This window comes from Pseudoxanthomonas sp. JBR18 (genome assembly GCF_028198165.1).
Lineage (GTDB): Bacteria > Pseudomonadota > Gammaproteobacteria > Xanthomonadales > Xanthomonadaceae > Pseudoxanthomonas_A.
In genome coordinates, this window is sequence record NZ_CP116339.1 from 49911 (window position 1) to 71173 (window position 21263).

A 21263-nucleotide genomic window follows, 5' to 3' on the forward strand; every position below is an offset into this window, starting at 1 on the left:
CGCTCGACCGGACTCCAGATGACTGCGCCCCAGGCCTCCACCCTCCCCGCCGCCGAACCGACCGACGCGGCGCGACCGAAGAAGGCCAGGCTGGGCAGCCTGCGTGCCCTGTGGCCGTTCGTGCGCAAACACCTGGGCCTGTTCATCTGCTGGCTGGTCGCGCTGGCGGTGGCCTCGGCCGCGACCCTGAGCCTGCCGCACGCGGTCAAGCAGATGATCGACCACGGGTTCTCAAGTGGCGACAACATCGACCGCGCCTTCCTGGCGCTGTTCGGCGTGGCGGTGGTGCTGGCCCTGGCCAGTGCGGCGCGCTTCTTCTTTGTGTCCATGCTGGGCGAGCGCGTGGTGGCCGACCTGCGCCGCCAGCTCTATGGCCACCTGCTGGGCCTGGATGCGCAGTTCCATGACCGCAACCGCAGCGGCGAGCTGATCTCGCGCCTGTCGGCCGACAGCGAACTGCTGCGCAGCGTGGTGGGCAGTGCCATGTCGGTGGCGGTGCGCAGCACGGTCACGGTGATCGGCTCGGTGGTGATGATGTTCATCGCCAGCCCGCGCCTGGCCGCCTTCGCCCTGGTGGGCATCCCGGTGGCGGTGGTGCCGATCGTGCTGGGCGCGCGCAAGCTGGGCCGGATCTCGCGCGCCAGCCAGGACCGCGTGGCCGATGCCAACACTCTGGCGAGCGAGAGCCTGGGCGCGGTACGCACGGTCCAGGCGCATGCGCGCGAGCCCTACGAGCGGGCGCGCTTCGAGGCAGCGGTGGAGGTCTCGGTGCAGACCGCGCGCAAGCGTATCCGCGCGCAGTCATTCGTCACCGCCGGGGCGATCACGCTGGTGTTCGGCGCCATCGTATTGGTGCTGTGGTCGGGCGCGCACGATGTGATCTCCGGCCGGATGACCGCCGGCACGCTGGGCCAGTTCGTGCTGTACGCGCTGATCGGCGGCGGTTCGGTCGGCTCGCTTGCCGAGGTCTGGAACGAGCTGCAGCGCGCGGCCGGCGGCATGGGCCGTATCGGCGAACTGCTGGAGGAGACCGCGCAGGTGCGCCCGGCCGCGCAGCCGCTGCCGCTGCCGGCGCCGGTGCGCGGCCAGATCCGCTTCGACCACGTGTCCTTCCGTTACCCCACCCGCCCCGACGCCCCGGCCCTGGACGATTTTTCCCTGGAGATCTCCCCGGGCGAGACCGTCGCCCTGGTCGGGCCGTCCGGCGCGGGCAAGAGCACCGTGCTGTCGATGCTGCTGCGCTTCCATGACGTGGAGCAGGGAGCGATCCGCGTGGACGGCCTGGACCTGCGCCAGGTTGATGTGGCGGCTCTGCGCGAGCAGATCGGCCTGGTCCCCCAGTCGCCGACGATCTTCGCCGCCAGCGCGGCCGAGAACATCCGTTATGGCCGCCTAGAGGCCAGCGACGCCGACGTGCAGGCCGCCGCGACCGCCGCCGAGGCGGACGGCTTCCTGCGCGAACTGCCCGAGGGCTACGACAGCCAGCTGGGTGAACGCGGCGCACGCCTGTCCGGCGGCCAGCAGCAGCGCATCGCCATTGCCCGCGCCTTGCTCAAGGACGCACCGATCCTGCTGCTGGACGAAGCCACCAGTGCGCTGGACGCGCAGAGCGAGCGCGCGGTGCAGAGCGCGCTGGAGCGGCTGATGGCCGGGCGCACCACCCTGGTCATCGCCCATCGCCTGGCCACCGTGCTCAAGGCCGACCGCATCGTGGTCATGGACCGCGGCCGCATCGTCGCCCAGGGCACGCACGAGGCCCTGATGGCCGAGGGCGGGCTGTACGCGGAACTGGCGCGGCTGCAGTTCATCGATTGAATCGGCCGAAGCGCGCAGGCGCGAGCCAGCGCCCGTGCTCCGGCTCACGCGCCTTTACGGTGGACATTCCCACGCTGGTCGCCTGTTCCCTACCGCGAGCCAGACATGAGTCCTGCCGACAATCCCCGCATCCCCAAGGACATCGCCAAGGTCGAACTGACCGAAGAATGGGAACTGGCCTACTGGACCGGTCATTTCGGCGTGGACGAGGCGGCCCTGCGCGCCGCGGTCCAGGAAGTCGGCAGCGACAGCGATCAGATCAAGACCCATCTGGAATCCCGGCCGGAGTAGCCACGCGCCGTGCGACCGTTCGCCTTTCCGGTTCCGGCAACCTTGGTGGCGCTGGCGCTCTGCGGCCTGCTGGGCGCCTGCACCACGTTGTCACCCCCAGACACGGCACACACGGCGCCCCGATCCACCGCCGCTCAGCAGGAGGCACCGCTGCGCTTTGTGCTGGCGGTCAACGCAGCGACCGAACCGGGCGACGCGCTCAATCCCGCGCTATCCCCTGCCGGCCGCACCCAGGCCGAGGCCCTGGCCGCGCAGCTGGCAAAGACGCCGTTGGTCGCGGTCTATGCCAACGAATTCCTGCGCACCCAGCAAACAGCGCAACCCGCACTGGACCAGCATCCCGGACTGGCCCTCCAGGCGTTCTTCTCTCGCGGCCCGCTCGACGAAACCGCACGCGCTTGGCGGCAGCGCTACCACCACGGCACGGTCCTGGCCGTGGGCGACCCGGCGCAGATCACCCTGCTGGCGCGCGCGCTGTGCGCCTGCCCGGTCGCTGCGCTGGAGGAAGGAGAAAGCGGGCACGTGCTTGAGGTGCGTTTCGACGCGCAAGGACGGGCCACGCTGCAGGATCCGTGGATCGGAGAACCGCACCAATGATGTCCCCGGAAACGCCTGACGCATTCGCCGGCTGGGACGGCAGCATTGCTGGCGCACGTGCGCTCCAGGAAACCTTGGCGACGCAAGTCGTCCTGGCCGACCAGGCGCCCGAGACCCCGCGCACGATCGCCGGCTTCGACGTCGGCTTCGAGGATGAGGGGCGCATCACCCGGGCCGCTGCGGTGCTGCTCGACGGACAGACCCTGCAATTGCAGGCCAGCACCATTGCACGCGTGCCGACTTCCATGCCGTATGTGCCCGGGCTGCTGAGCTTCCGTGAGTTGCCCGCGCTCCTACAGGCGCTGGACGACCTGCCGTACGCCCCGGATCTGGTGCTGGTCGACGGCCAGGGCATCGCCCATCCCCGCCGGCTGGGAATCGCCGCACACTTTGGCGTGGTCACCGGCCTGCCGACCATCGGCGTGGCCAAGAAGCCACTGTGCGGGCGCGCGGAACCGCCCGGCCCGACGCCCGGCGACCGCAGTGCCCTGATCCACCGCGGCGAACAGATCGGCTGGCTGCTGCGCAGCAAGCTGCGCTGCAATCCACTGGTGGTCTCGCCCGGACACCGCGTCTCGCTGGGCACCGCCTTGGAGTGGACCCTGCGTCTACTGCGCGGCTATCGGCTCCCGGAACCCACCCGCCTCGCCGACCGCTTGGCCTCGCGGCGTGGGCCGATGCCGGGCGACACACCGCAGTTGCCGCTGCGCTAGTTGTGCCTATCGATTACGGGTGCGGCAGGGCGACTTCGGCAGGCAATCGGAAGGCCCCAGGCCCGCTCGCTGATCCGAGATCCCGCATGCCACCGGGCACCGCGACGACAGGGTGTGTAGCGCGAACAAGCGCGGCTTCCGCGCCCTGCTCCCGGACGCCAAGCTCGAAGTAGCTCTGGGGTAGCCACTGGATCCGCAACGGCTGGCCCGCATCGGCGATCGATTCGGCGCTCACCGCGCGGCCGGTGCCGTAGTTGATCTGGACATCGGGACGCTTGGGCACCCCCACCACTGCCACGATGCGGCTTCCAGGCGTCAGCAAGCGTGCGGTCAGCGTCTGGCTCTGAAAGGAGAGCACCTGCGTCCGTCCCGCCCGTAGCAGATGCCGCTTCGTCCGGTCCTTCATATAGCTTGCTCGGCCCAAATAGGAAGCCAAATCCAGGTAGCGGCCGTCCGGCTTCTCCTCGTAGAAGCCGACCTCTAGGTCGAAGTCGCATTTGTTGGTGACCACTTGCAGGTTCGCCTGGAACAGGCCATCGATTTCGACAGGTGCCTGGAGTTCTTCAGTCCTGAAGACCAGCGCGTTGCGTGTATCTGGGGCACCAGGCGGAAGGCTCAGATCGACGTCGTGACGATCCGCCAAATCGACCAGAAGCGCCGGAGGGACCGCCTTGGTTGGCAGCCCGCTAAACAGCAAACCCTCTCCGTCGCGTGTTCCGGACAGATACAGGCGTCGCCGACCAGTGGCCATGCCTGCCAGGGTCGAGACGTGCCGCCACGTGTTTGCACCCATGACCTGGAAATTGATGCGATCGCTCAGTATTGCGGGCATGGGCGCACCACGGAAGACATGATCAAACCAGTCCAATCTCACGTCTTGAAGATCGATCAGGGCCACCTTGTCCACCACATCCCCACGGACGCTGGCGAGGACCCCGCTCTGCATCGCAGTGTGGTGATAGGGCCCGACGAGCAGGCGATGATCGGCGTTGGGCCTGTAGCTGTAATGCTCCTCAAGATAATAGAGGGCACCGACCATGCCAGGGTCGTAATAGCCTGTCTGAACCAGCACCGGGATATCGATCGCTGAAAACTCGCGACCGTAGGGAATAAGCCGCTGCCAGAATCGATCGTAGTCAGGGTGGTCCAGCCAAGCATCAAAGATGGGGTTGGGCGTGCCATCGATCCTGTCCAGGTCGCGGTAGGGCGCCCCGCTGCGATACCACTGTCGCTGCATCCGCTGCCATCGGGCCCGGTCCTGGTAGGTCTTGTCGTCCAGGCCCTTGCCGCTGGCGGTGTAGAACGGCCATGGATAGATGAAGCTCTGGAAGACGCCGCCCTGCATCGGGGTGTCGATGCCAGGCGCATTAGTCGCATTGGTCGCCATCGCCTTCAGCGCCGGTGGACGGCGCTTGGCCGCTGCCCACTGCGTGAATCCGTTGTAGCTCCCGCTGAACATCCCCACCCGGCCGTCGCTCCACGGTTGGTTCGCAAGCCAATCGATCACCGTGGCGGCATCGTCACCATCGTGGAGGTAAGGCACCACCGGGCCCGGGCTGCTGCCTCGCCCCTTGCCGCGTGTATAAGCGACCACCCCGACATAGCCACGTCCGGCCATCTGAACCGCGTCGGCGAGCGACCAGTCATCGCGCGCGTAGATGGTGAAATTCAGCAGCGCGGTCAGCCGCGTGCCATCCGTATGACGCTGGCGCACCATCAGCGCCGCGATCCGCGCGCCATCGGAGGTAGGGATCAGGACCTGCTGTATCGAGAAACGCCGGTCCAGGTCGGCCCTCAGCATTGGTTCCAGCGCGGGCCCGAGCGCGCGCCAGACCGCAGTCGCCTCGCGCGCCGTGATCAAGGCCTGCGGCGCAGCGCACTTGCCCCGGGCAAGATCCGGGCAGGCGCGCTCCTGTTTGGCCTGCTCCTCCCGGAGCGCGTCGAGATTGACCTGGAACCAGGGCAGGATCCGGGCGATGTCGCGGTCCGGGAGGCTGGCGAAAAGCTCGGAGAACGCCTGAGCCAACGCATCGCCAAGTAACTGATCCTCGGTCTGGTGGACTTTTGCCCTGGCATAGAGCTGCCAAGGCACCAAGGCCGGGACGCGCCTTGGTTCGACCGAGCGATACAAGTCGCTCAGCTTGGCCAGCGTCGCTTCCGCCGCGGCATAGCGCCCGACGAACAGCTGCAGCCGATACAGCGTCGCCAGGTCCTCCGGTTTGCCGGAGGCTGCGTAACGGGGAATCAGCGCCGAGGCCACCGCCACGTCTGACACGGCCTCGGTGGAAGCCGATGCCCCGCTGAGGAAACACACAAACAGGCTTGCCAGGACAATGAAACGCAGGCGGGACAGGATCATGCGGGGCGCTCCTCCGGACTGGGCCGGATGGCGATGCCTCCTGCTCACCCAGTCATGTTGTTGGAGGGCGATCGTCTTGAATCTACCGCTCGCCGTGTCGGAAATTCGGCGAGCGGACACTTCCGGACGGCGAACCAGACCTTGCAGCGGTCAAAGCACCCGGCTCCGCAGCAGGCTCGCGCCTTCCCGGCTGGTCGAGATGGTCTGCCCGGTCTCCAGATGCAGCAGCAAGCGCCCGCCGCCCGCAGGCTCCAGGCGCGCGATGCGGTCGGTATTGACGATCCAGGAACGATGGACGCGGACGTACCGGGTCGGATCCAGGGAATTGGCGAACTCGGCCAAGGTGACCCGGACCAGATGCTTCGCTGTCAGGGTCGTCACTTCCGCGTAGTCGCCCGCGCCCCCGATGCTGACGACCGATTCGATATCGAGCGGGCGAAGCTCGTCGCCGATCTTGACGAAGTAGCGGGACAGCGCGGCGTCCACCCGCGCTTCTGGTTCCTGTGGCCGGAGGGGTGCCGTCGGTTCAGGCACATGCTCCAGGCACGGCGCATCGTCAGAGGCACCTGCCGTCGCGGCGCCGGCGCCTGCCGACCCGCACGCAACCTCGCCGACGTCGGGTTGTGGCGTTGTCCGTGACTGCGCCGAAAGGTAGGACACCGCCGCGATCAGCGCGTAGGTCGTCAGATTCTGGAGCGACTGCCAGGCCGCTCCGCCGGACTTGAAGGGGCGCACGACGAAGCCTTCGGGCGCGGCGCCGAAGAAAAAACCGAGCAGCACGATGAGCAGCCAGTACGACAGGAGCATGAACATCGCGCACAGCAGGGCATGGGCCAGCAGTTGAACGACGGCAGGCTTGCCGATCAAGTGTCTGACTACGATCCGCCTCACCACCCAACCGAAGATCACCACGGGAAGGGTGTTGGCCAAGCCTCCCAGCAGTGCGCCAACGACGTCCAGGCCAAGCGCCAACCGGAGCGTGACCGTGTACGCCCCAAAGATGGCCAGGACCGTCCAAAGGTCCGAGTTGCGCTGCTTCATCGGTCAACCTGCGCGACAGACGAGCCCAGGCGCCCGACTTTCTTGAGCGGATTTTAGCGGTCCGCATGGGCGCCGGGCCGCCTGCGAAGGTGTCCCGAGAGGGACCGGCGGCAGGTTCGACCGGCTTTCCCTGCCAGGCCGTGAGGAAGCCTTGCGCCCGGTCTCGCGGCACAGCGTCGCGCGAGGTCAGCTCGCGGCCGAACCTGCAACGATCCGTTGTATGCGCTCGTCAGACAGAGTCCCCGGCCGGCATGCGATCCTGCGGGCCTCTCGAACCGGAGCAGACACCAATGACCGCCACCGTGATCGCCCCACGCGTCCATGACCTGGGCGGCTTCCAGGTCCGCCGCGCCGTTCCGACCCTGCAGGCACGCAGCGTGGGGCCGTTTGTCTTCGTCGATCACATGGGGCCGGCCGATTTCGCCGCAGGCCAGGGCGTGGACGTGCGCCCGCATCCGCACATCGGCCTGGCGACGGTGACGTTCCTGTGGGATGGCGCGATCGGGCACCGCGATACGCTGGGCTCGGACACGATCATCCGACCCGGCGACGTGAACTGGATGACCGCCGGCCGTGGCATCGCGCATTCCGAGCGCACCCCGGCCCTGGAGCGCGTGGACCATGCGCCCCTGCACGGCATGCAGACCTGGGTGGCGCTGCCCAAGCCGGATGAAGAGACCGCACCGGAGTTTCACCACCACGCCGCCGACACGCTGCCCCACTGGGAACAGCATGGCGCGCGACTGCGGGTGATCGCCGGTCGCGCCTGGGGCCATGAATCCCCGGTTCGGGTGTTCGCCGAGACCTTCAACGTGGCCATGGACCTCCAGCCCGAGGCAGAGCTGGCCATCGACGACAGCGCCGTCGAGCGCGCGCTCTACATCCTGGAAGGCGAGGCCCAGCTGGACGGTGCCGACATCCCGGCCCGGCATCTGGTCACCCTGGATCGCGGCACCCGCCCAATCCTACGGGCCACCACGCCGATCAAGGCGATGCTGCTGGGCGGCGAACCGTTGGATGGGCCGCGTCATCTGTGGTGGAACTTCGTGTCCAGCTCGAAGGAGCGGATCGAGCAAGCCAAGCAGGACTGGCTGGAAGGGCGCTTCGGCACGATCACCGGCGACCCGGAATTCATCCCCCTCCCCGACCACTGAGGCAAGGCGCGCCGCGCCCGATTTGTCACGCCCGCTGTCATCGCTTATGGTGCGGCGCAGGGTGATCGTGCGCGGGGAGCGCGCAATCGCCCCGTTACCGCACCACGCGTCGACCGGAGTGATGCGCCATCCGCCTGCCGGGGAAGTCCTACGCAGCAGGCCACGTCGGTCACCGTGATCCATGCACCAACCGCACCGCCGCGCGCCGGTGGTGCCCTGTTTGGGGAACGATCGATGAACGCCTGCCTGTGTTCCGCCGCCGGCCTGCTGCTCGCGCTGGCCGCGCCCGCCTTCGCCCAGTCATCCGGCTGCCCGGCGCTGCCAGCCGGCTCGGCCCTGCACTGGGAGCAGACCGGCACCGACACTCTTATGATCTGCAAGGCATTGGACGATCAGGGCAATCAGGCCTTCGGCGTGATGCTCACCGCCGAGCCGTCGATGGACCCCAAGCGCCACAACCGCGAGGAAAAAGGCGTCATCGACGGCAAGGAGATGCGCTGGTACCGCACCGAGATCGCCAACCGGCCTGACGCACAGACCCGGGTAGCGGTGGTCGAACTGGACAAGGACCGCTACGCCCAGATCTGGATCGACGCCGATTCACCGGCGGCCCTGCAGGCCAGCATGACCACGGCCGAGCGGCTGGATTTCCGCCGCGCCGGCACCCCGGTCGCCTCCAGTCCGTAAGCCGCCGGCCTGGCGGGGCTCAGAAGCGGCCTTCCTGGAAATCCACGAAAGCCTGCATCAGCTCCTGCTTGGTGTTCATCACGAATGGTCCGTGGCGCATCACCGGCTCGCGTAGCGGACGGCCCGCCACCAGAATCAGCTGGGCGCCCTTGGTGCCGGCCCGTAGCGACAGCGCCTCGCCTCCCCCGAGCACGGCCAGGACCTGGGTGTCCAAGGGGCGTGCATCATCGCCCTCGCCCACCGTGACCGCGCCTTCGTAGGCATAGGCAAAGACGTTGTGGCCGGTAGGCAGCGTGGTGTCCCAGCTGGCGCCGGGCTCCAGCCGGATGTCCAGGTACAGCGGGTCGGTCGCCGGCTGCACGATGGGGCCGACCACCTCGCCCACCGCACCGGCGATCACCTTGATCTCTACCCCGCGCGCCGGCGTGGCAACCGGAATGCTGTCCGGCGCGAACTCCTGGTACTTCGGCGCGCACAGCTTGTCCTTGGCCGGCAGGTTCACCCACAGCTGGAAACCGCGCATGCGCCCGGACTCCTGCTCGGGCATCTCCGAATGCACCAGGCCGCGCCCCGCGGTCATCCACTGCACGCTGCCCGGCGTGAGCAGACCTTCGTTGCCGTGGTTGTCGCGATGGCGCATGCGCCCATCGAGCATGTAGGTCACCGTCTCGAAGCCACGATGCGGGTGCTCCGGGAAACCGGCGATGTAGTCCTCGGCCTTGTCGGTGCCGAACTCGTCCAGCATCAGGAACGGGTCCAGATCCGGCAATTGCGCGGTGCCAATGACCCGGGTCAGCTTGACCCCGGCGCCATCGGACGTGGGCTGGCCGCGCACGGTGCGCAGGATGCGGGCGGATTCGGTTGCGATGCTCATGCTGGACCTTCTGTGTTGCACACAAGGTGACGTGCGGGGTGCCCCAGCGTAAGGCCTTTGACGCGCAACCGTCTGTTCCATCGACGCGCCCTTCGTCGAGCGCAGGAGGAAAAGGGCCGGCCGTGCCGGGGCATGTCCTGCGACGCTCGAACATGCCTGTGCTTCGCCGCGCAGAGGCACTCCGATCCGTTCATCGGTCAGCCCCCGGCAGGCGCACGTCGCGCGCCTGCATCCGGTCCGCCTCAAGTCGCAGGCGTGAGCCACCTGGAACCAGGGTTCGTCCGAGGCCGGTGCTTTGCTTGAAGCAGTCAAAGTCAGGCGAGCACCAGATCGCCCGAGGCCTCGGGCGGCAGAGGCCCGCCCTTAGGTTGCCGAGGCCTGTAGGCGGTCACGGCGCAAGCAGCCGCTCGCAGCGCTGGCGCTGGCGCTGGCGCTCCACGCAGTGGCCGATTACCAGCAGGCGATCACGCCCACAAAAAACCCCGCCGAAGCGGGGTTCAAGAATTCTGCAATGTCAACCGCGAATCAGGTGGCCGGCGTGATGTTGGACGCCTGTGCGCCCTTCGGACCCTGCGTCACTTCGTAGCTCACGCGCTGGCCTTCCTGCAAGGTGCGGAAACCCTTTGCGTTGATCGCGGTGTGATGCGCGAAGACATCGGCGCTGCCATCTTCCGGCGCGATGAATCCGAAGCCCTTGGCATCGTTGAACCATTTGACGGTACCGTACGGCATAGCTCTCTCTTTCCCCAGTTGGATCGGTGGTGGTGGCGCGGCTGGGAAGCCGCACGGCCCGAGTATGCAAAGACGCGGCAGCGTTGACAATCACCCGCGCGCCAGTTCCCCCACCAACTCGGCCATCCCGGCCGATGCCGCGTCGACATTGGCCAGGACATCGGCCATGGTGATCTCCTCACCGGTTCCGCAGCCGGCTGCCCAGTTGGCGACGATGGCCAGGCAGGCATAGTCCAGGCCCAGCTCGCGCGCCAGGCCGGCCTCGGGCATCCCGGTCATGCCCACCAGGTCGCAGCCGTCGCGCTTCATGCGGGCGATCTCGGCCCGGGTTTCCAGGCGCGGGCCCTGGGTGGCGCCGTAGCAGCCGCCTTCGACCACCTTGACCCCGGTCACGCGCGCCGCGGCCAGGATCTTGTGCCGCAGCATCGGGGTATAGGGATCCCCGAAGTCTACGTGCAGGACTTCGCCCCCTTCCTCGCACAGCGTGGAAATGCGGCCCCAGGTGTAGTCGATGATCTGGTCCGGGCAGGCCAGCACGCGCGGGCCGAACCGCTCGGTGATGCCCCCGACGGTATTGAGCGCCAGCACGCGCGTGGCGCCGATCTGCTTGAGCGCGGCCAGGTTAGCGCGATAGTTGATCTTGTGCGGCGGCAGCGAATGCCCCTCGCCATGGCGGGCCAGGAACGCCACGCGCTTGCCCAGCACCGTGCCCACCCGAACCGGACCGGACGGTGCCCCGTAAGGCGTGTCCAGGTGCCGGGTCTCGACGTCATCGAGCGTGGCCAGCTTGTAGACGCCGGTGCCCCCGATGACCGCCAGGTCGACACGCTGGCTCACGCGCCTTCCTTCATGGCGTAGATCGCCGGCAGGTTGCGCAGGTGCTCGTGCACGTCCATGCCGAAGCCGAACACGTAGCGGTCCGGAACCTGGACGCCGACGTAATCCGCCTTGACGCCCGGCACGGCGCGATCGTGCTGCTTGACCGTCATCGCGGCGATGCGCACGTCGGTGGCGCCCTGCTCCAGGCACCACTCGCGCACGGCCAGCAGGGTGTAGCCCTCGTCCAGGATGTCGTCGACCAGCAGCACGCGACGGCCGTACAGCGCGGTGGCCGGGCGATGCTTCCAGACCAGCTCGCCACCTTCGGTCTCGCCGCGATAGCGGGTGGCGTGCAGGTAATCAAACTGCAGATCCAGGCTGCGGCCACCGAGCTCCAGCGCCAGCTGCCCGGCGAACGGCAGCGCGCCATGCATGATGGTCAGGTACACCGGCACCTCGCCAGCGTAGTCGCGGGCGATGGCATCGGCCATGGTGGCGATGGCGGCATCCAGCGTGGGGCGGTCGACCAGCAAGTCGGCATTGGCCAGGGCCTGGCGGATGGTCGGGGCGGTATGGGTCGTGGACATCAGGCAATTCCCTTGGAAACAGGCAGGCGCGCGTGCGCCTGGTCATAACGCGTGTCGGCCAACAGGCCTTCCCACGCGCGTGGGCCGCGACCGATCAGGCCGATCAGTGCGGCGGTGTTGAGTGCGCGGCCTTGCACGGCCCGCAGGGCGTCTTCGACCACATCGGGCTGGCAGGCCAGGACGACGTCGCAGCCGGCGTCCAGGTGCAGGGCGACGCGCTGGGCGACGCCGCCGGCCGAGTGCGCGGCGGCCATCGAGATGTCATCGGAGAACACCACCCCGCGAAAGCCGAAGCGCCCGCGCAGAACCTCGTTGATCCAGAACGACGAATATCCGGCCGGCTCGGGCGTCACGGCTGGATAGGCCACGTGCGCGAGCATCACCGCGTCGGCGCCGGTCTCGATACCGGCGGCGAAGGGCACCAGATCCTCGGCGAGCAGGGTCTCCAGCGGGCGCGGATCGGTGGCGATGTCGAAATGGGTGTCTTCCAGCACGGTGCCGTGCCCGGGGAAATGCTTGAGCGTGGCGGCCATGTCGGCGTCGTGCATGCCGCGCACGTAGGCGCGGGTGAAGGCGGCGACCACCTGCGGATCGGCGTGGAAGGCGCGATTGCCGATGGCGCGGTTGCCACGGGCCAGGTCAACCACGGGAGCGAAACTCAGGTCCACCCCGCTGGCGCGGACCTCGCTGGCCATGAGCCAGGCGTGCTCGCGGGCCTGTTCCAACGCGCCGTCCGGATCACGCCCGTACTGCGCGCCAAAAGTCTCCAGCGGCGGCAGCGCGGCATAGCCCTCGCGGAATCGCTGCACGCGCCCGCCTTCCTGGTCCACGGTAATCAGCACCGGGCGCGGCGCGGCGGCACGGATCGCGGCGCTCAATTCAGTCACCTGCTGGCGCGAGACGAAATTGCGCGCGAACAGGACCACGCCGGCCACGGCGTCGTGCTGCAGCCAATCGACTTCGTGGGCGTCCAGTTCGGTGCCGGCGATGCCGATCAAGAGCATGTCAGGGTCTCCAGGCTGGCGCGCCTTACGCGCCGGTCGGGCATTGTCGCAGAAGCGGCCTGAAGCTTCAGAGCAGGCGGCGGTCGGACTTCACTCGCCCTGGGACCAGCGCGCATAGGGATGCGCGGCCAACGCCAGGTTGTAGTAGCGCGACTGATCGGTCACCTCCGCGCCGATCCAGTCCGGCCGCACGAAGGCCTCGTCGGCCGAGGCCAGCTCGATCTCGGCCACCAGCAGCCCCGCGTTCTCGCCCAGGAACTCGTCCACTTCCCACAGGTGCGCGCCCACCCGGACCAGGTGGCGGCGCTTGTCGACCAGGCCGCCCACGCACAGTTCCAGCAGCGCGCGCGCATCGGCCACCGGCACGGGATACTCGTACTCCTGCCGGGTGTGGCCCAGTTCGCGCGACTTGATGTTGAGATAGGCCAGCTCGCCCTGGACGCGGACGCGGACCGAAGCCTTCTGGGCCCCGGATTGCACCGCGCCCAGGTCGTTGAGGTAGCCCTGGGCCATGGGCACGACCGCATGCGCCGCGTCGCGCCAGCCGTCGTTGGTGACCAGGAACTTGCGTTCGATTTCGATTGCCATGGTCCATTATGCCGACCGCGCGCCATCACGCATCCGGACGGCGCAAGGCTGACGCGCGATTCGGCGCCAGGCGACTGTGCGGGTCCCAGCGCGTGGGGTGAACGCTCAGCGCTCGAACAGCGCGATCGACTCGACGTGCGCGGTCTGCGGGAACATGTCCATCGCCCCCGCCGAGACCAGCTTGAAACCGCATTCGTTGACCAGGTAACCGGCATCGCGCGCCAGCGAACCCGGATGGCAGCTGACATACACGATGCGCGAGAACTGCTTGAGCGGCAGCTGCTTGAGCACGTCGATGGCGCCCGAGCGCGGCGGGTCCAGCAGCAGTTTGTCGAAGCCGGCGCGCATCCACGGCGTGCCGCGCTGGTCCTGGGTCAGGTCTGCGGCGAAGAACTGCGCGTTGTCCAGGCCATTGCGCTGCGCGTTGTCCTTGGCGCGGGCGACCAGGCCGGCCTCGCCTTCCACGCCGACCACCTCGCCAACCAGGCGCGCCAGCGGCAGGGTGAAGTTGCCCAGGCCGCAGAACAGGTCCAGCACCCGCTCGCCCGGCTGCGGATCCAGCAGTGCGAAGGCGTGGGCGATCATCTTTTCGTTGAGTTTGGCGTTGACCTGAATGAAATCCAGCGGACGGAAGGCGAGTTCGACGTCCCACGGCGCCAGCTTGAACGACAGCGGCACCTCGGCCGGCCACAGCGGATGCACGGTGTGGTTGCCGCCGGGCTGCAGGAAGATCGCGAACTGCTCTTCTTTCGCGAACGCGGTCAGCTTCTCCAGGTCCTCGGGGACCAGCGGATTGAGATGGCGCACGACGAAGGCGATCACGTCGTCGCCGGCGATGAACTCGATCTGCGGGATATCCGCGCGCCCGGCCAGGCTGTCGACCAGCGCACTGAGCGCGGCGATCTTGAAGCCGATCTCCGGGATCAGCGTATGACACTCCCGCAGGTCGGCGACGAAGCGCGGGTCCTGCTCGCGGAAGCCGACCAGGGTCTTGCCCTTCTTCTCCACCCTGCGCACCGAGAAGCGCCCCTTGCGGCGATAGCCCCAGCTGCCTTCCTTCAGCACCGGCAGCACCGCACCGGGGGTGACGTGGCCGATGCGCTCCAGGTTTTCGAGCAGGGTGTGCTGCTTGGCGGCGATCTGTTTGGTCTCGTCCAGGTGCTGCAGGACGCAGCCTCCGCAGGTGCCGAAATGCGGGCAACGCGGGGTGACGCGATCCGGCGAGGCCTCCAGCACCTCCAGCGTGCGCGCCTCGTCGAAATGGCGGCTGCGCGCGGTCTGCTCGACCAACACGCGCTCACCCGGTAGAGCGCCGGACACGAACACGGCCTTGCCCGGCTCGCCTTCCACCAGCGGCGTGCGACGGGCCACGCCGCGGCCATCGTGGCTCAGGTCGTGGATCTTCAGTTCAAACGGGGTCTTGTCGATGCGCGGGGAACGGGCCACGTGGCGTCAGGCTGCGTGCGGGAAAACCGCCATTGTCGCAGATGCCGCCGCCCACTCCACGGCAGCGGCGCTATGCTCAAGCGCAAGGAACCCATCGCAGAGGGACTGCACCCCATGACCTCACGCATCCTGCTGGTCGAGGACGACGCCACCACGGCCGAGTTCATGCGCGCCACCCTGGAAGACCTGCCCGCCACGGTGTTGCTGGCCCGTTCGCGCGCCCAGGCCCTGGCGCAGGAAGGGCCGTTCGACCTGTGCCTGGTCGATGCCAACCTGCCCGATGGCCGCGGCGAGGAGCTGTTGACGCGCCTGCGCGAACGGCAGCCTGGCGTCCCCGCGTTGGCTCATACCGCCGATCACGGCCAGGACACCCAGGCCAAGCTGTGCGCGGCCGGCTTCGCCGCCGTGGTGGTCAAGCCGGTCCGGGCCGACGTGCTGCGCCAGGCGGCGCGCGACGCGCTTGCGGCGCGCCCGCCCGTGCCGGTGGTGGAGGTCCGCGTCTGCGGCAACGACCTGCCGGCGTGGGACGACACAGCCGCGCTGACGGCGCTGGGCGGCAACCCGGCGCACCTGGACACCCTGCGTGGCCTGTTCCTGCAGGAGCTCGACAGCCAGGTCGTCCAGATCCAACACGCGCTGGATACCGCCGATGTCGCCACGGCCCACCAGTTGCTGCACCGACTGAAGGCCAGCACGGGACTGGTGGGCGCCATGCGCCTGCGCGCCGCCACCGAGGCCCTGGATGCCGCCCTGCCCGATCTGTCCGGCCGCGGGGAGTTCGTTGCCGCCTGGCAGGCCAGCCGGATGCAGGATTAGCGATCGGCCGCGCCGCCGGGAGCCCGCGCCGTGCGCGGAAGCGCCCCCAGCATCTCCCAGGATTTGAGGCCACGCGGTCCCAGGTGATGCGCCAGCAGCTGGCGCATCGCGCGGCGCAGGTCGGCCAGATCGGTCGCATCGGGTTGGGTGTCACTGGCCAGAGCCAGCAGCGCCTGCCCGCTAGGCGCGCGCTGGCGCTCGCCGCCACGCTCGCTGAGCAGGCGGCGCGGACCCAGTTCGGGATCCAGGTGGTAGCGGGCCACCGGATCGATCGGCGCGCCGGTGTCGTCGATGTCGAGGATCAGGCCGACGCCAATGGCCTCGAGCAGGTCACGCTCGAAGCGGCGCAGGGTCCAGCCCAGCGCAGCGCCATGCGCCAGGCGCGCGCGGACCTTGGCATAGGCCACGAACAGCTCGGGCAGCGGGTCCTGCCGCGGCACCAGGCGCAGCATCAGTTCATTGACGTAGAAGGCGGCCAGCGTCGATTCGCCATCCAGCCGCGGGGCGGCATCCAGCGCCTCGGCGCCGACCAGCCGTCCCAGTTCGCCGCGCAGCTGGACCTGCAGGCGAATGTGTTGCAAAGGCTGCAGCGCCGCGCGCAGCAGGTGCTTCTTGGGGCCCTGCACGCCGCGCGCGACCACGCCCAGGCGGCCATGTTCGGCCGTAAGCACCTCCACCAGCAGGCTGGTCTCACGCCAAGCACGCGCATGCAGGACGAAGGCGACGGTGTCCAGTTGCATCGGGACGGTCCCTCAGGACCGGGAGCTGGCGGGGCCGGTGGCCACGCTCACTCGTAGCCGAAGGCCTTCAGTGCGGTCTCGTCGTCCGACCAGCCCTCACGCACGCGCACCCAGGTTTCCAGGAAGACCTTGCGGTCGAACAGGTGCTCCATCTGCTGGCGCGCCTTGCTGCCGATGTCCTTGAGCCGCGCGCCGCCCTTGCCGATGACGATGGCCTTCTGGCTCTCGCGTTCGACCCAGATGACCGCGCCGATGCGCAGCATGTTGCCATCCACGGTGAAGTGCTCGATCTCGGTGGTGGTCGCGTACGGCAGCTCGGCACCGAGCTGGCGCATCAACTGCTCGCGCACCAGTTCGCCAGCCAGGAAGCGCTCGGAGCGGTCGGTGATCTCGTCTTCGCCGAACATCGGCGGTGCTTCGGGCAGCTGCGCCAGCACGTCGCGCACCAGGGCATCCAGGCCGTTCTTCTTCAGCGCCGAGATCGGGTGCACGGCGGCGAAGGTGCGCCCCTCGCTGACCTGGGCCAGGAACGGCAGCAACTCGGACTTGTCCTTGAGCCGGTCGACCTTGTTGATCACCAGGATCACCGGGATGCCGGTGTCGCTGAGCACGTTGTAGGCCAGCGTATCGGTCTCGTCCCAGCGCCCGGCTTCGATCACCAGCAGGCCGGCATCGACACCTTCCAGGGCGCCACGCGCGGCACGGTTCATGACCCGACTCATCGCCGAGGCCGAGTATTTGCCCTGCTGCTTGTGCAGGCCGGGTGTGTCGACCAGCACGATCTGGCCCTGCGGGAAGGTCGCGATGCCCAGCAGCCGGTGGCGCGTGGTCTGCGGCCGGCTGGAAGTGATCGACACCTTGGCGCCGACCAGGGCATTGGTCAGGGTGGACTTGCCGACATTGGGACGGCCGATGACCGCGACGCTGCCGCTGCGGTGGGACTGGGGAATGTTCATGGGCAAAGCTTAGAGCGTGTCCGGGGTATTGGGGGAACGAAAGGCGCCTACGGCGCTTCGTCCTGTCGTGCCGAGCTTGCTCGGCTAAAGCTTTCTCAGGCACCGCCCGGCCGAGCAAGCTCTGCGCGACAGAGGGCTCCCGGGATCGAGAGCGCCTAGCGCCGCGGCAGCTGGCTGATGACACCGGCCGCGGCGGCCTGCTCGGCGATCCGGCGCGAGCCGCCCTCGCCGTCGGCCGACAGTGCCGGCTCGCTGGTGATGCAGCGCACCTGGAAATGGCGCGCATGCTCCTCGCCGCTCTCGCAGACCAGTTCGTAGACCGGCAAGGGCTTCTGGCGGCCCTGCAGCCACTCCTGCAGGCGGGTCTTGGGGTCCTTTTCCGGTTTGCCGACCGGCAGCGCCGCCAGTGCGGTCTCGAACCAGGGCAGCACGCAAGCGCGACAGGCTTCGAAGCCGGCATCCAGATAGATCGCGGCAATGACCGCCTCGACGGCATCGGCCAGGATCGAATCGCGTCGATGCCCGCCAGACTTCATTTCGCCCGGGCCCATGGTCAGGCGCGCCCCGAGCTCCAGCGTACGCGCGACGGTGGCCAGCGAGGCTTCACGCACCAGCTCGGCGCGCGCCCGGGTCAGTGCCCCTTCGTCGGCCTTGGGCCAGCGCTGGAACAGGACTTCGGCGATCAGCAGGTTGACGATCCCGTCGCCCAGGAACTCCAGGCGCTCGTTATGCGGCGCACCGGCGCTGCGATGGGTCAGCGCCTGGGCCAGCAGCTGCGGATCGGCGAAGGCATGGCCGATCGGGTCAGCGCCGGCTGCCAACTCAGCCTTCGCCACCACCGCTCCGAACGATGTCCTGGGCGGTGTCGAACTTGCCCACGACATCCAGGTTGCCGATGATCGGACGACGCACTTCGTACTGGACATTCATCCGCCAACCGCCTTCGATCCGCTTGAAGTTGACGTTTTCCGGTTTGACGTTTTCCGAATAGTTGATATCCAGGCGACGGAAGAAAAAATCCTCCAGACGTGACGGGTCCATGTCGGCGGAACCCGGCTGTTCGGCCAGGCCCTTGGCGGCGGCCTTGACCGAATAGAACTCCTCGTACATCGGGAACAGCTTCATGCCGATGTATGCGGCAAATCCCACCACCGCCAGCGTGATCAGAAACCCGATCAGCGTGATACCGCTCTGCTTGCGCTTCATGACGTTCCCCTTCCCCTTGAAGGACTTGCTGATCACTCGATGCCGTGCCCGATGCGCGACGGATCGAACCCGTTCTTGCAGAACCACCCCTCGCAGTTGAGCCAGATCACGAAGGCCTTGCCCCGCAGATCCTTCTCCGGCAGGAAGTGGGTGTCCGGCCACAGGCGGCCGTCCTCGCTATTATCACGATTGTCGCCCATCACGAAATAGTGGTCCGCCGGCACGGTCCAGGTGCCCTCGCCGGTGTAATGGCCCAGGTCCTCGTAGATGGTGTGGGTCCGGCCGGGCAGGTCCTCCTGCAGCAGGGTGACCCGGTCGCTGCCCGGCGGCAGGCCGCGACCCGAATAGGTGCCCAGCGGCTTGTACTTCACCGGCGTGCCGTTCACCGACAGGGTGTTGCCGGTAAAACTGATGGTGTCGCCCGGCAGACCGATGATGCGCTTGACCCAGTTGTGCTCCGGGTCCATCGGCGGCTTGAACACCACCACATCGCCGCGCTTGGGCTCGCCGATCGGCAGGAACTTGGTGTTGGTGATCGGCAGGCGCAGGCCATAGGAGAACTTGTTGACCAGGATGAAATCCCCGATCAGCAGGTTGGGCATCATCGAGGCCGAGGGGATCTTGTAGGGCTCGGCGACGAAACTGCGCAGGACCAGCACGATGGCCAGCACCGGGAAGAACGCCTTGGAGTAATCGACCAGCACCGGCTCTTCGTCCAGCAGGCCGGCCTTGGCGGCGCGGCGCTTGGCCAGAAAGAGCTTGTCCAGCAGCCAGATGAAGCCGGTCAGCAGGGTGAGTACGACCAGGATTGTTTCGAACCAGACCATCGCATTTCCTTGTCGCGACGTCCGCGCCCGGTGCGTCGCATCTTGCACAGAACAAAGGCGGGTCACGCGACCCGCCCCGCTTGGCATGCCGGCCCCCCGGGCCGGCGCGCCCTTTACTTGCTGTCCACCTGCAGTACCGCCAGGAAGGCTTCCTGCGGGATCTCCACGCGGCCGACCTGCTTCATGCGCTTTTTGCCTTCCTTCTGCTTTTCCAGCAGTTTCTTCTTGCGCGTGATGTCGCCACCATAGCATTTGGCCAGCACGTTCTTGCGCATGGCCTTGACCGTGGAACGGGCGATAATCTGGGCACCGACAGCGGCCTGGATGGCCACGTCGAACATCTGCCGCGGGATCAGGTCCTTCATCTTTTCGCACAGCTCGCGGCCACGGCGATCGGCCTGGCTGCGATGCACGATCAGGCTCAGCGCATCGACCTTGTCGCCGTTGATCAGCGTGTCCAGGCGCACGAACGGACCCGCCTGGAAGCGCAGGAAGTGGTAGTCCAGCGAGGCGTAGCCGCGGCTGACCGACTTGAGCTTGTCGAAGAAGTCCAGCACCACCTCGGCCATGGGCAGTTCGTAGCTGATCTGCACTTGGCTGGCCAGGTACTGGATGCCGATCTGCATGCCGCGCTTTTCCTCGCACAGCTTGATGATGTTGCCGATGTAGGCCTCGGGCGTGAGGATGTTGGCGCGGATGATGGGCTCGCGCACCTCCTCGACCAGATTGGACTGCGGCAGCTTGGCCGGGTTGTCCAGGGACAGGATGGAGCCGTCGGTCCGAAGCACCTCGTAAACCACCGTCGGCGCGGTGCCGATCAGGTCCAGGTCGTACTCGCGCTCCAGGCGTTCCTGCACGATCTCCATGTGCAGCATGCCTAAGAAGCCGCAGCGGAAGCCGAAGCCCATCGCCTCGGAGCTTTCCGGCTCGAACCGCAGCGCCGCGTCATTCAGGCGCAGCTTTTCCAGCGCCTCACGCAGGGCCGGATAGTCCTCGGCATTGACCGGGAACAGCCCGGAGAACACGCGCGGCTGCATCTCCTGGAAGCCCGGCAGCGCCTCGGTGGCCGGGTCGGATGCCAGGGTCAGGGTGTCGCCGACCGGCGCGCCATGCACGTCCTTGATGGACGCGTTGATCCAGCCCACCTCGCCAGCGCGCAGCGCCTTGGTCTTGGTCCGCTTGGGCGTGAAGATGCCCACATCGTCCACCTTGTGCTTGCGCCCGGTGGACATGACCAGAATGTCGTCGCCGTCCTTGATCTGGCCCTGCATCACGCGCACCAGCATGACCACGCCCAGGTAGTTGTCGAACCACGAGTCGATGATCAGCGCCTGCAGCTTGTCGGTGTCGCGCGGCTTGGGCGGCGGAATGCGGTGGACGATCGCCTCCAGCACGTCCTGTACGTTCAGGCCGGTCTTGGCCGACACGGCCACCGCGTCGGCCGCGTCGATGCCGATCACCGCCTCGATCTCGGCCTTGGCTTTTTCGATGTCGGCGGTGGGCAGGTCGATCTTGTTGAGCACCGGCACCACTTCCAGGCCCTGCTCGACGGCGGTGTAGCAGTTGGCCACCGACTGGGCTTCCACGCCCTGGGCGGCATCGACCACCAGCAGCGCGCCCTCGCAAGCGGCCAGCGAGCGGCTGACCTCGTAGGAGAAGTCTACGTGCCCGGGGGTGTCGATGAAATTCAGGTAATAGGTCTGGCCGTCGCGCGCGGTGTAGGGCAACGACACGGACTGGGCCTTGATGGTGATGCCGCGCTCGCGCTCGATCGGATTGTTGTCGAGCACCTGGGCTTCCATCTCGCGCTCGGTCAGCCCGCCACAGAGCTGGATGATCCGGTCGGCCAGCGTGGACTTGCCATGGTCGACGTGGGCGATGATGGAGAAATTGCGGATGAACCGCATCGATTCAGGTGTTTCAGGCGACATGTGGGGAGCGCGGCGGCGCGACGAGGCGTCGGGGAGACAATCGCGGATTATCGCACGCCCGACCCGGGCCCGCCCGCTTT

At 67.7% G+C, this 21263-nt stretch carries 22 protein-coding genes; 7 read left to right on the forward strand and 15 right to left on the reverse strand.

Going from position 1 to position 21263, the window contains the following annotated elements; all coding sequences use genetic code 11:
- The first annotated feature begins 18 nt into the window (after positions 1-18).
- The 4 genes from PJ250_RS00340 to nfi all read left to right on the forward strand — a co-directional run bounded on the left by PJ250_RS00340 (position 19) and on the right by nfi (position 3416).
- The gene (locus PJ250_RS00340; protein ID WP_271646567.1) at positions 19-1815 is read left to right on the forward strand and encodes an ABC transporter transmembrane domain-containing protein; all 1797 of its coding nucleotides are present in this window, start codon (positions 19-21) and stop codon (positions 1813-1815) included.
- A gap of 105 nt (positions 1816-1920) precedes the next feature.
- A complete protein-coding gene (locus PJ250_RS00345) occupies positions 1921-2106 on the forward strand; it encodes a DUF3606 domain-containing protein (protein ID WP_271646568.1) in 186 nt (61 codons plus the stop codon).
- 9 nt (positions 2107-2115) lie between these two features.
- Positions 2116-2703: a histidine phosphatase family protein gene (locus PJ250_RS00350; RefSeq protein WP_271646569.1), complete on the forward strand. Its 588-nt coding sequence runs from the start codon at positions 2116-2118 to the stop codon at positions 2701-2703.
- Positions 2700-3416, forward strand: a complete 717-nt coding sequence (gene nfi, locus PJ250_RS00355; RefSeq protein ID WP_271646570.1) for a deoxyribonuclease V — start codon at positions 2700-2702, stop codon at positions 3414-3416. The genes PJ250_RS00350 and nfi overlap by 4 nt, the downstream gene beginning before the upstream one ends.
- A gap of 13 nt (positions 3417-3429) precedes the next feature.
- Here the strand turns inward: nfi and PJ250_RS00360 are convergent, their stop codons facing one another.
- Positions 3430-5775 (reverse strand): CocE/NonD family hydrolase, encoded by a 2346-nt coding sequence (locus tag PJ250_RS00360; protein ID WP_271646571.1) that lies wholly within the window; start codon positions 5773-5775, stop codon positions 3430-3432.
- A gap of 150 nt (positions 5776-5925) precedes the next feature.
- Entirely contained in the window at positions 5926-6816 is an 891-nt protein-coding gene (locus tag PJ250_RS00365; RefSeq protein ID WP_271646572.1) for a LytTR family transcriptional regulator DNA-binding domain-containing protein, read from the reverse strand.
- 290 nt (positions 6817-7106) lie between these two features.
- Here PJ250_RS00365 and PJ250_RS00370 point away from each other — a divergent pair, with 290 nt between their 5' ends.
- Entirely contained in the window at positions 7107-7970 is an 864-nt protein-coding gene (locus tag PJ250_RS00370) for a pirin family protein (protein ID WP_271646573.1), read from the forward strand.
- A gap of 234 nt (positions 7971-8204) precedes the next feature.
- Positions 8205-8657, forward strand: a complete 453-nt coding sequence (locus PJ250_RS00375) for a hypothetical protein (RefSeq protein WP_271646574.1) — start codon at positions 8205-8207, stop codon at positions 8655-8657.
- Between the two features lie 19 nt (positions 8658-8676).
- Here PJ250_RS00375 and PJ250_RS00380 read toward each other — a convergent pair whose 3' ends face one another.
- The 7 genes from PJ250_RS00380 to rlmD form a co-directional block, all read right to left on the reverse strand.
- Positions 8677-9531, reverse strand: coding sequence for a pirin family protein (locus PJ250_RS00380; RefSeq protein ID WP_271646575.1), 855 nt, complete (start codon positions 9529-9531; stop codon positions 8677-8679).
- A gap of 525 nt (positions 9532-10056) precedes the next feature.
- Positions 10057-10263 (reverse strand): cold-shock protein, encoded by a 207-nt coding sequence (locus tag PJ250_RS00385; protein ID WP_130520125.1) that lies wholly within the window; start codon positions 10261-10263, stop codon positions 10057-10059.
- 90 nt (positions 10264-10353) lie between these two features.
- Positions 10354-11100 carry an S-methyl-5'-thioinosine phosphorylase gene (locus PJ250_RS00390; RefSeq protein ID WP_271646580.1) on the reverse strand — a complete coding sequence of 249 codons (747 nt, stop codon included), beginning with the start codon at positions 11098-11100 and terminating at the stop codon, positions 10354-10356.
- On the reverse strand, positions 11097-11669 hold the full coding sequence (locus PJ250_RS00395) for a hypoxanthine-guanine phosphoribosyltransferase (protein ID WP_271646582.1): 573 nt from the start codon (positions 11667-11669) through the stop codon (positions 11097-11099). The genes PJ250_RS00390 and PJ250_RS00395 overlap by 4 nt, the downstream gene beginning before the upstream one ends.
- Entirely contained in the window at positions 11669-12673 is a 1005-nt protein-coding gene (nagZ, locus tag PJ250_RS00400; protein ID WP_271646584.1) for a beta-N-acetylhexosaminidase, read from the reverse strand. Before nagZ ends, PJ250_RS00395 begins: the two co-directional genes overlap by 1 nt.
- Before the next feature lie 90 nt (positions 12674-12763).
- Positions 12764-13261 (reverse strand): CYTH domain-containing protein, encoded by a 498-nt coding sequence (locus tag PJ250_RS00405; RefSeq protein WP_271646585.1) that lies wholly within the window; start codon positions 13259-13261, stop codon positions 12764-12766.
- A 105-nt stretch (positions 13262-13366) separates the two neighbouring features.
- Entirely contained in the window at positions 13367-14707 is a 1341-nt protein-coding gene (rlmD, locus tag PJ250_RS00410; RefSeq protein ID WP_271646586.1) for a 23S rRNA (uracil(1939)-C(5))-methyltransferase RlmD, read from the reverse strand.
- 114 nt (positions 14708-14821) lie between these two features.
- Between rlmD and PJ250_RS00415 the strand changes: the two genes are divergently transcribed.
- The gene (locus PJ250_RS00415) at positions 14822-15523 is read left to right on the forward strand and encodes an Hpt domain-containing response regulator (RefSeq protein ID WP_271646587.1); all 702 of its coding nucleotides are present in this window, start codon (positions 14822-14824) and stop codon (positions 15521-15523) included.
- Here PJ250_RS00415 and recO read toward each other — a convergent pair.
- The 6 genes from recO to lepA all read right to left on the reverse strand — a co-directional run bounded on the left by recO (position 15520) and on the right by lepA (position 21159).
- Positions 15520-16263: a DNA repair protein RecO gene (recO, locus tag PJ250_RS00420; protein WP_271646588.1), complete on the reverse strand. Its 744-nt coding sequence runs from the start codon at positions 16261-16263 to the stop codon at positions 15520-15522. The two genes, PJ250_RS00415 and recO, sit on opposite strands and share 4 nt — an antisense overlap.
- Positions 16264-16310: 47 nt before the next feature.
- Positions 16311-17219 (reverse strand): GTPase Era, encoded by a 909-nt coding sequence (era, locus tag PJ250_RS00425; protein ID WP_271646589.1) that lies wholly within the window; start codon positions 17217-17219, stop codon positions 16311-16313.
- Positions 17220-17374: 155 nt separating this feature from the next.
- Entirely contained in the window at positions 17375-18040 is a 666-nt protein-coding gene (gene rnc, locus PJ250_RS00430; RefSeq protein WP_271646590.1) for a ribonuclease III, read from the reverse strand.
- A 1-nt stretch (position 18041) separates the two neighbouring features.
- Complete coding sequence (locus PJ250_RS00435; protein WP_271646591.1) at positions 18042-18425, reverse strand: DUF4845 domain-containing protein; 384 nt, start codon at positions 18423-18425, stop codon at positions 18042-18044.
- 32 nt (positions 18426-18457) lie between these two features.
- Positions 18458-19252, reverse strand: a complete 795-nt coding sequence (lepB, locus tag PJ250_RS00440; protein WP_271646592.1) for a signal peptidase I — start codon at positions 19250-19252, stop codon at positions 18458-18460.
- A 113-nt stretch (positions 19253-19365) separates the two neighbouring features.
- Positions 19366-21159 carry a translation elongation factor 4 gene (gene lepA, locus PJ250_RS00445; protein WP_271646593.1) on the reverse strand — a complete coding sequence of 598 codons (1794 nt, stop codon included), beginning with the start codon at positions 21157-21159 and terminating at the stop codon, positions 19366-19368.
- Positions 21160-21263 lie beyond the last annotated feature (104 nt).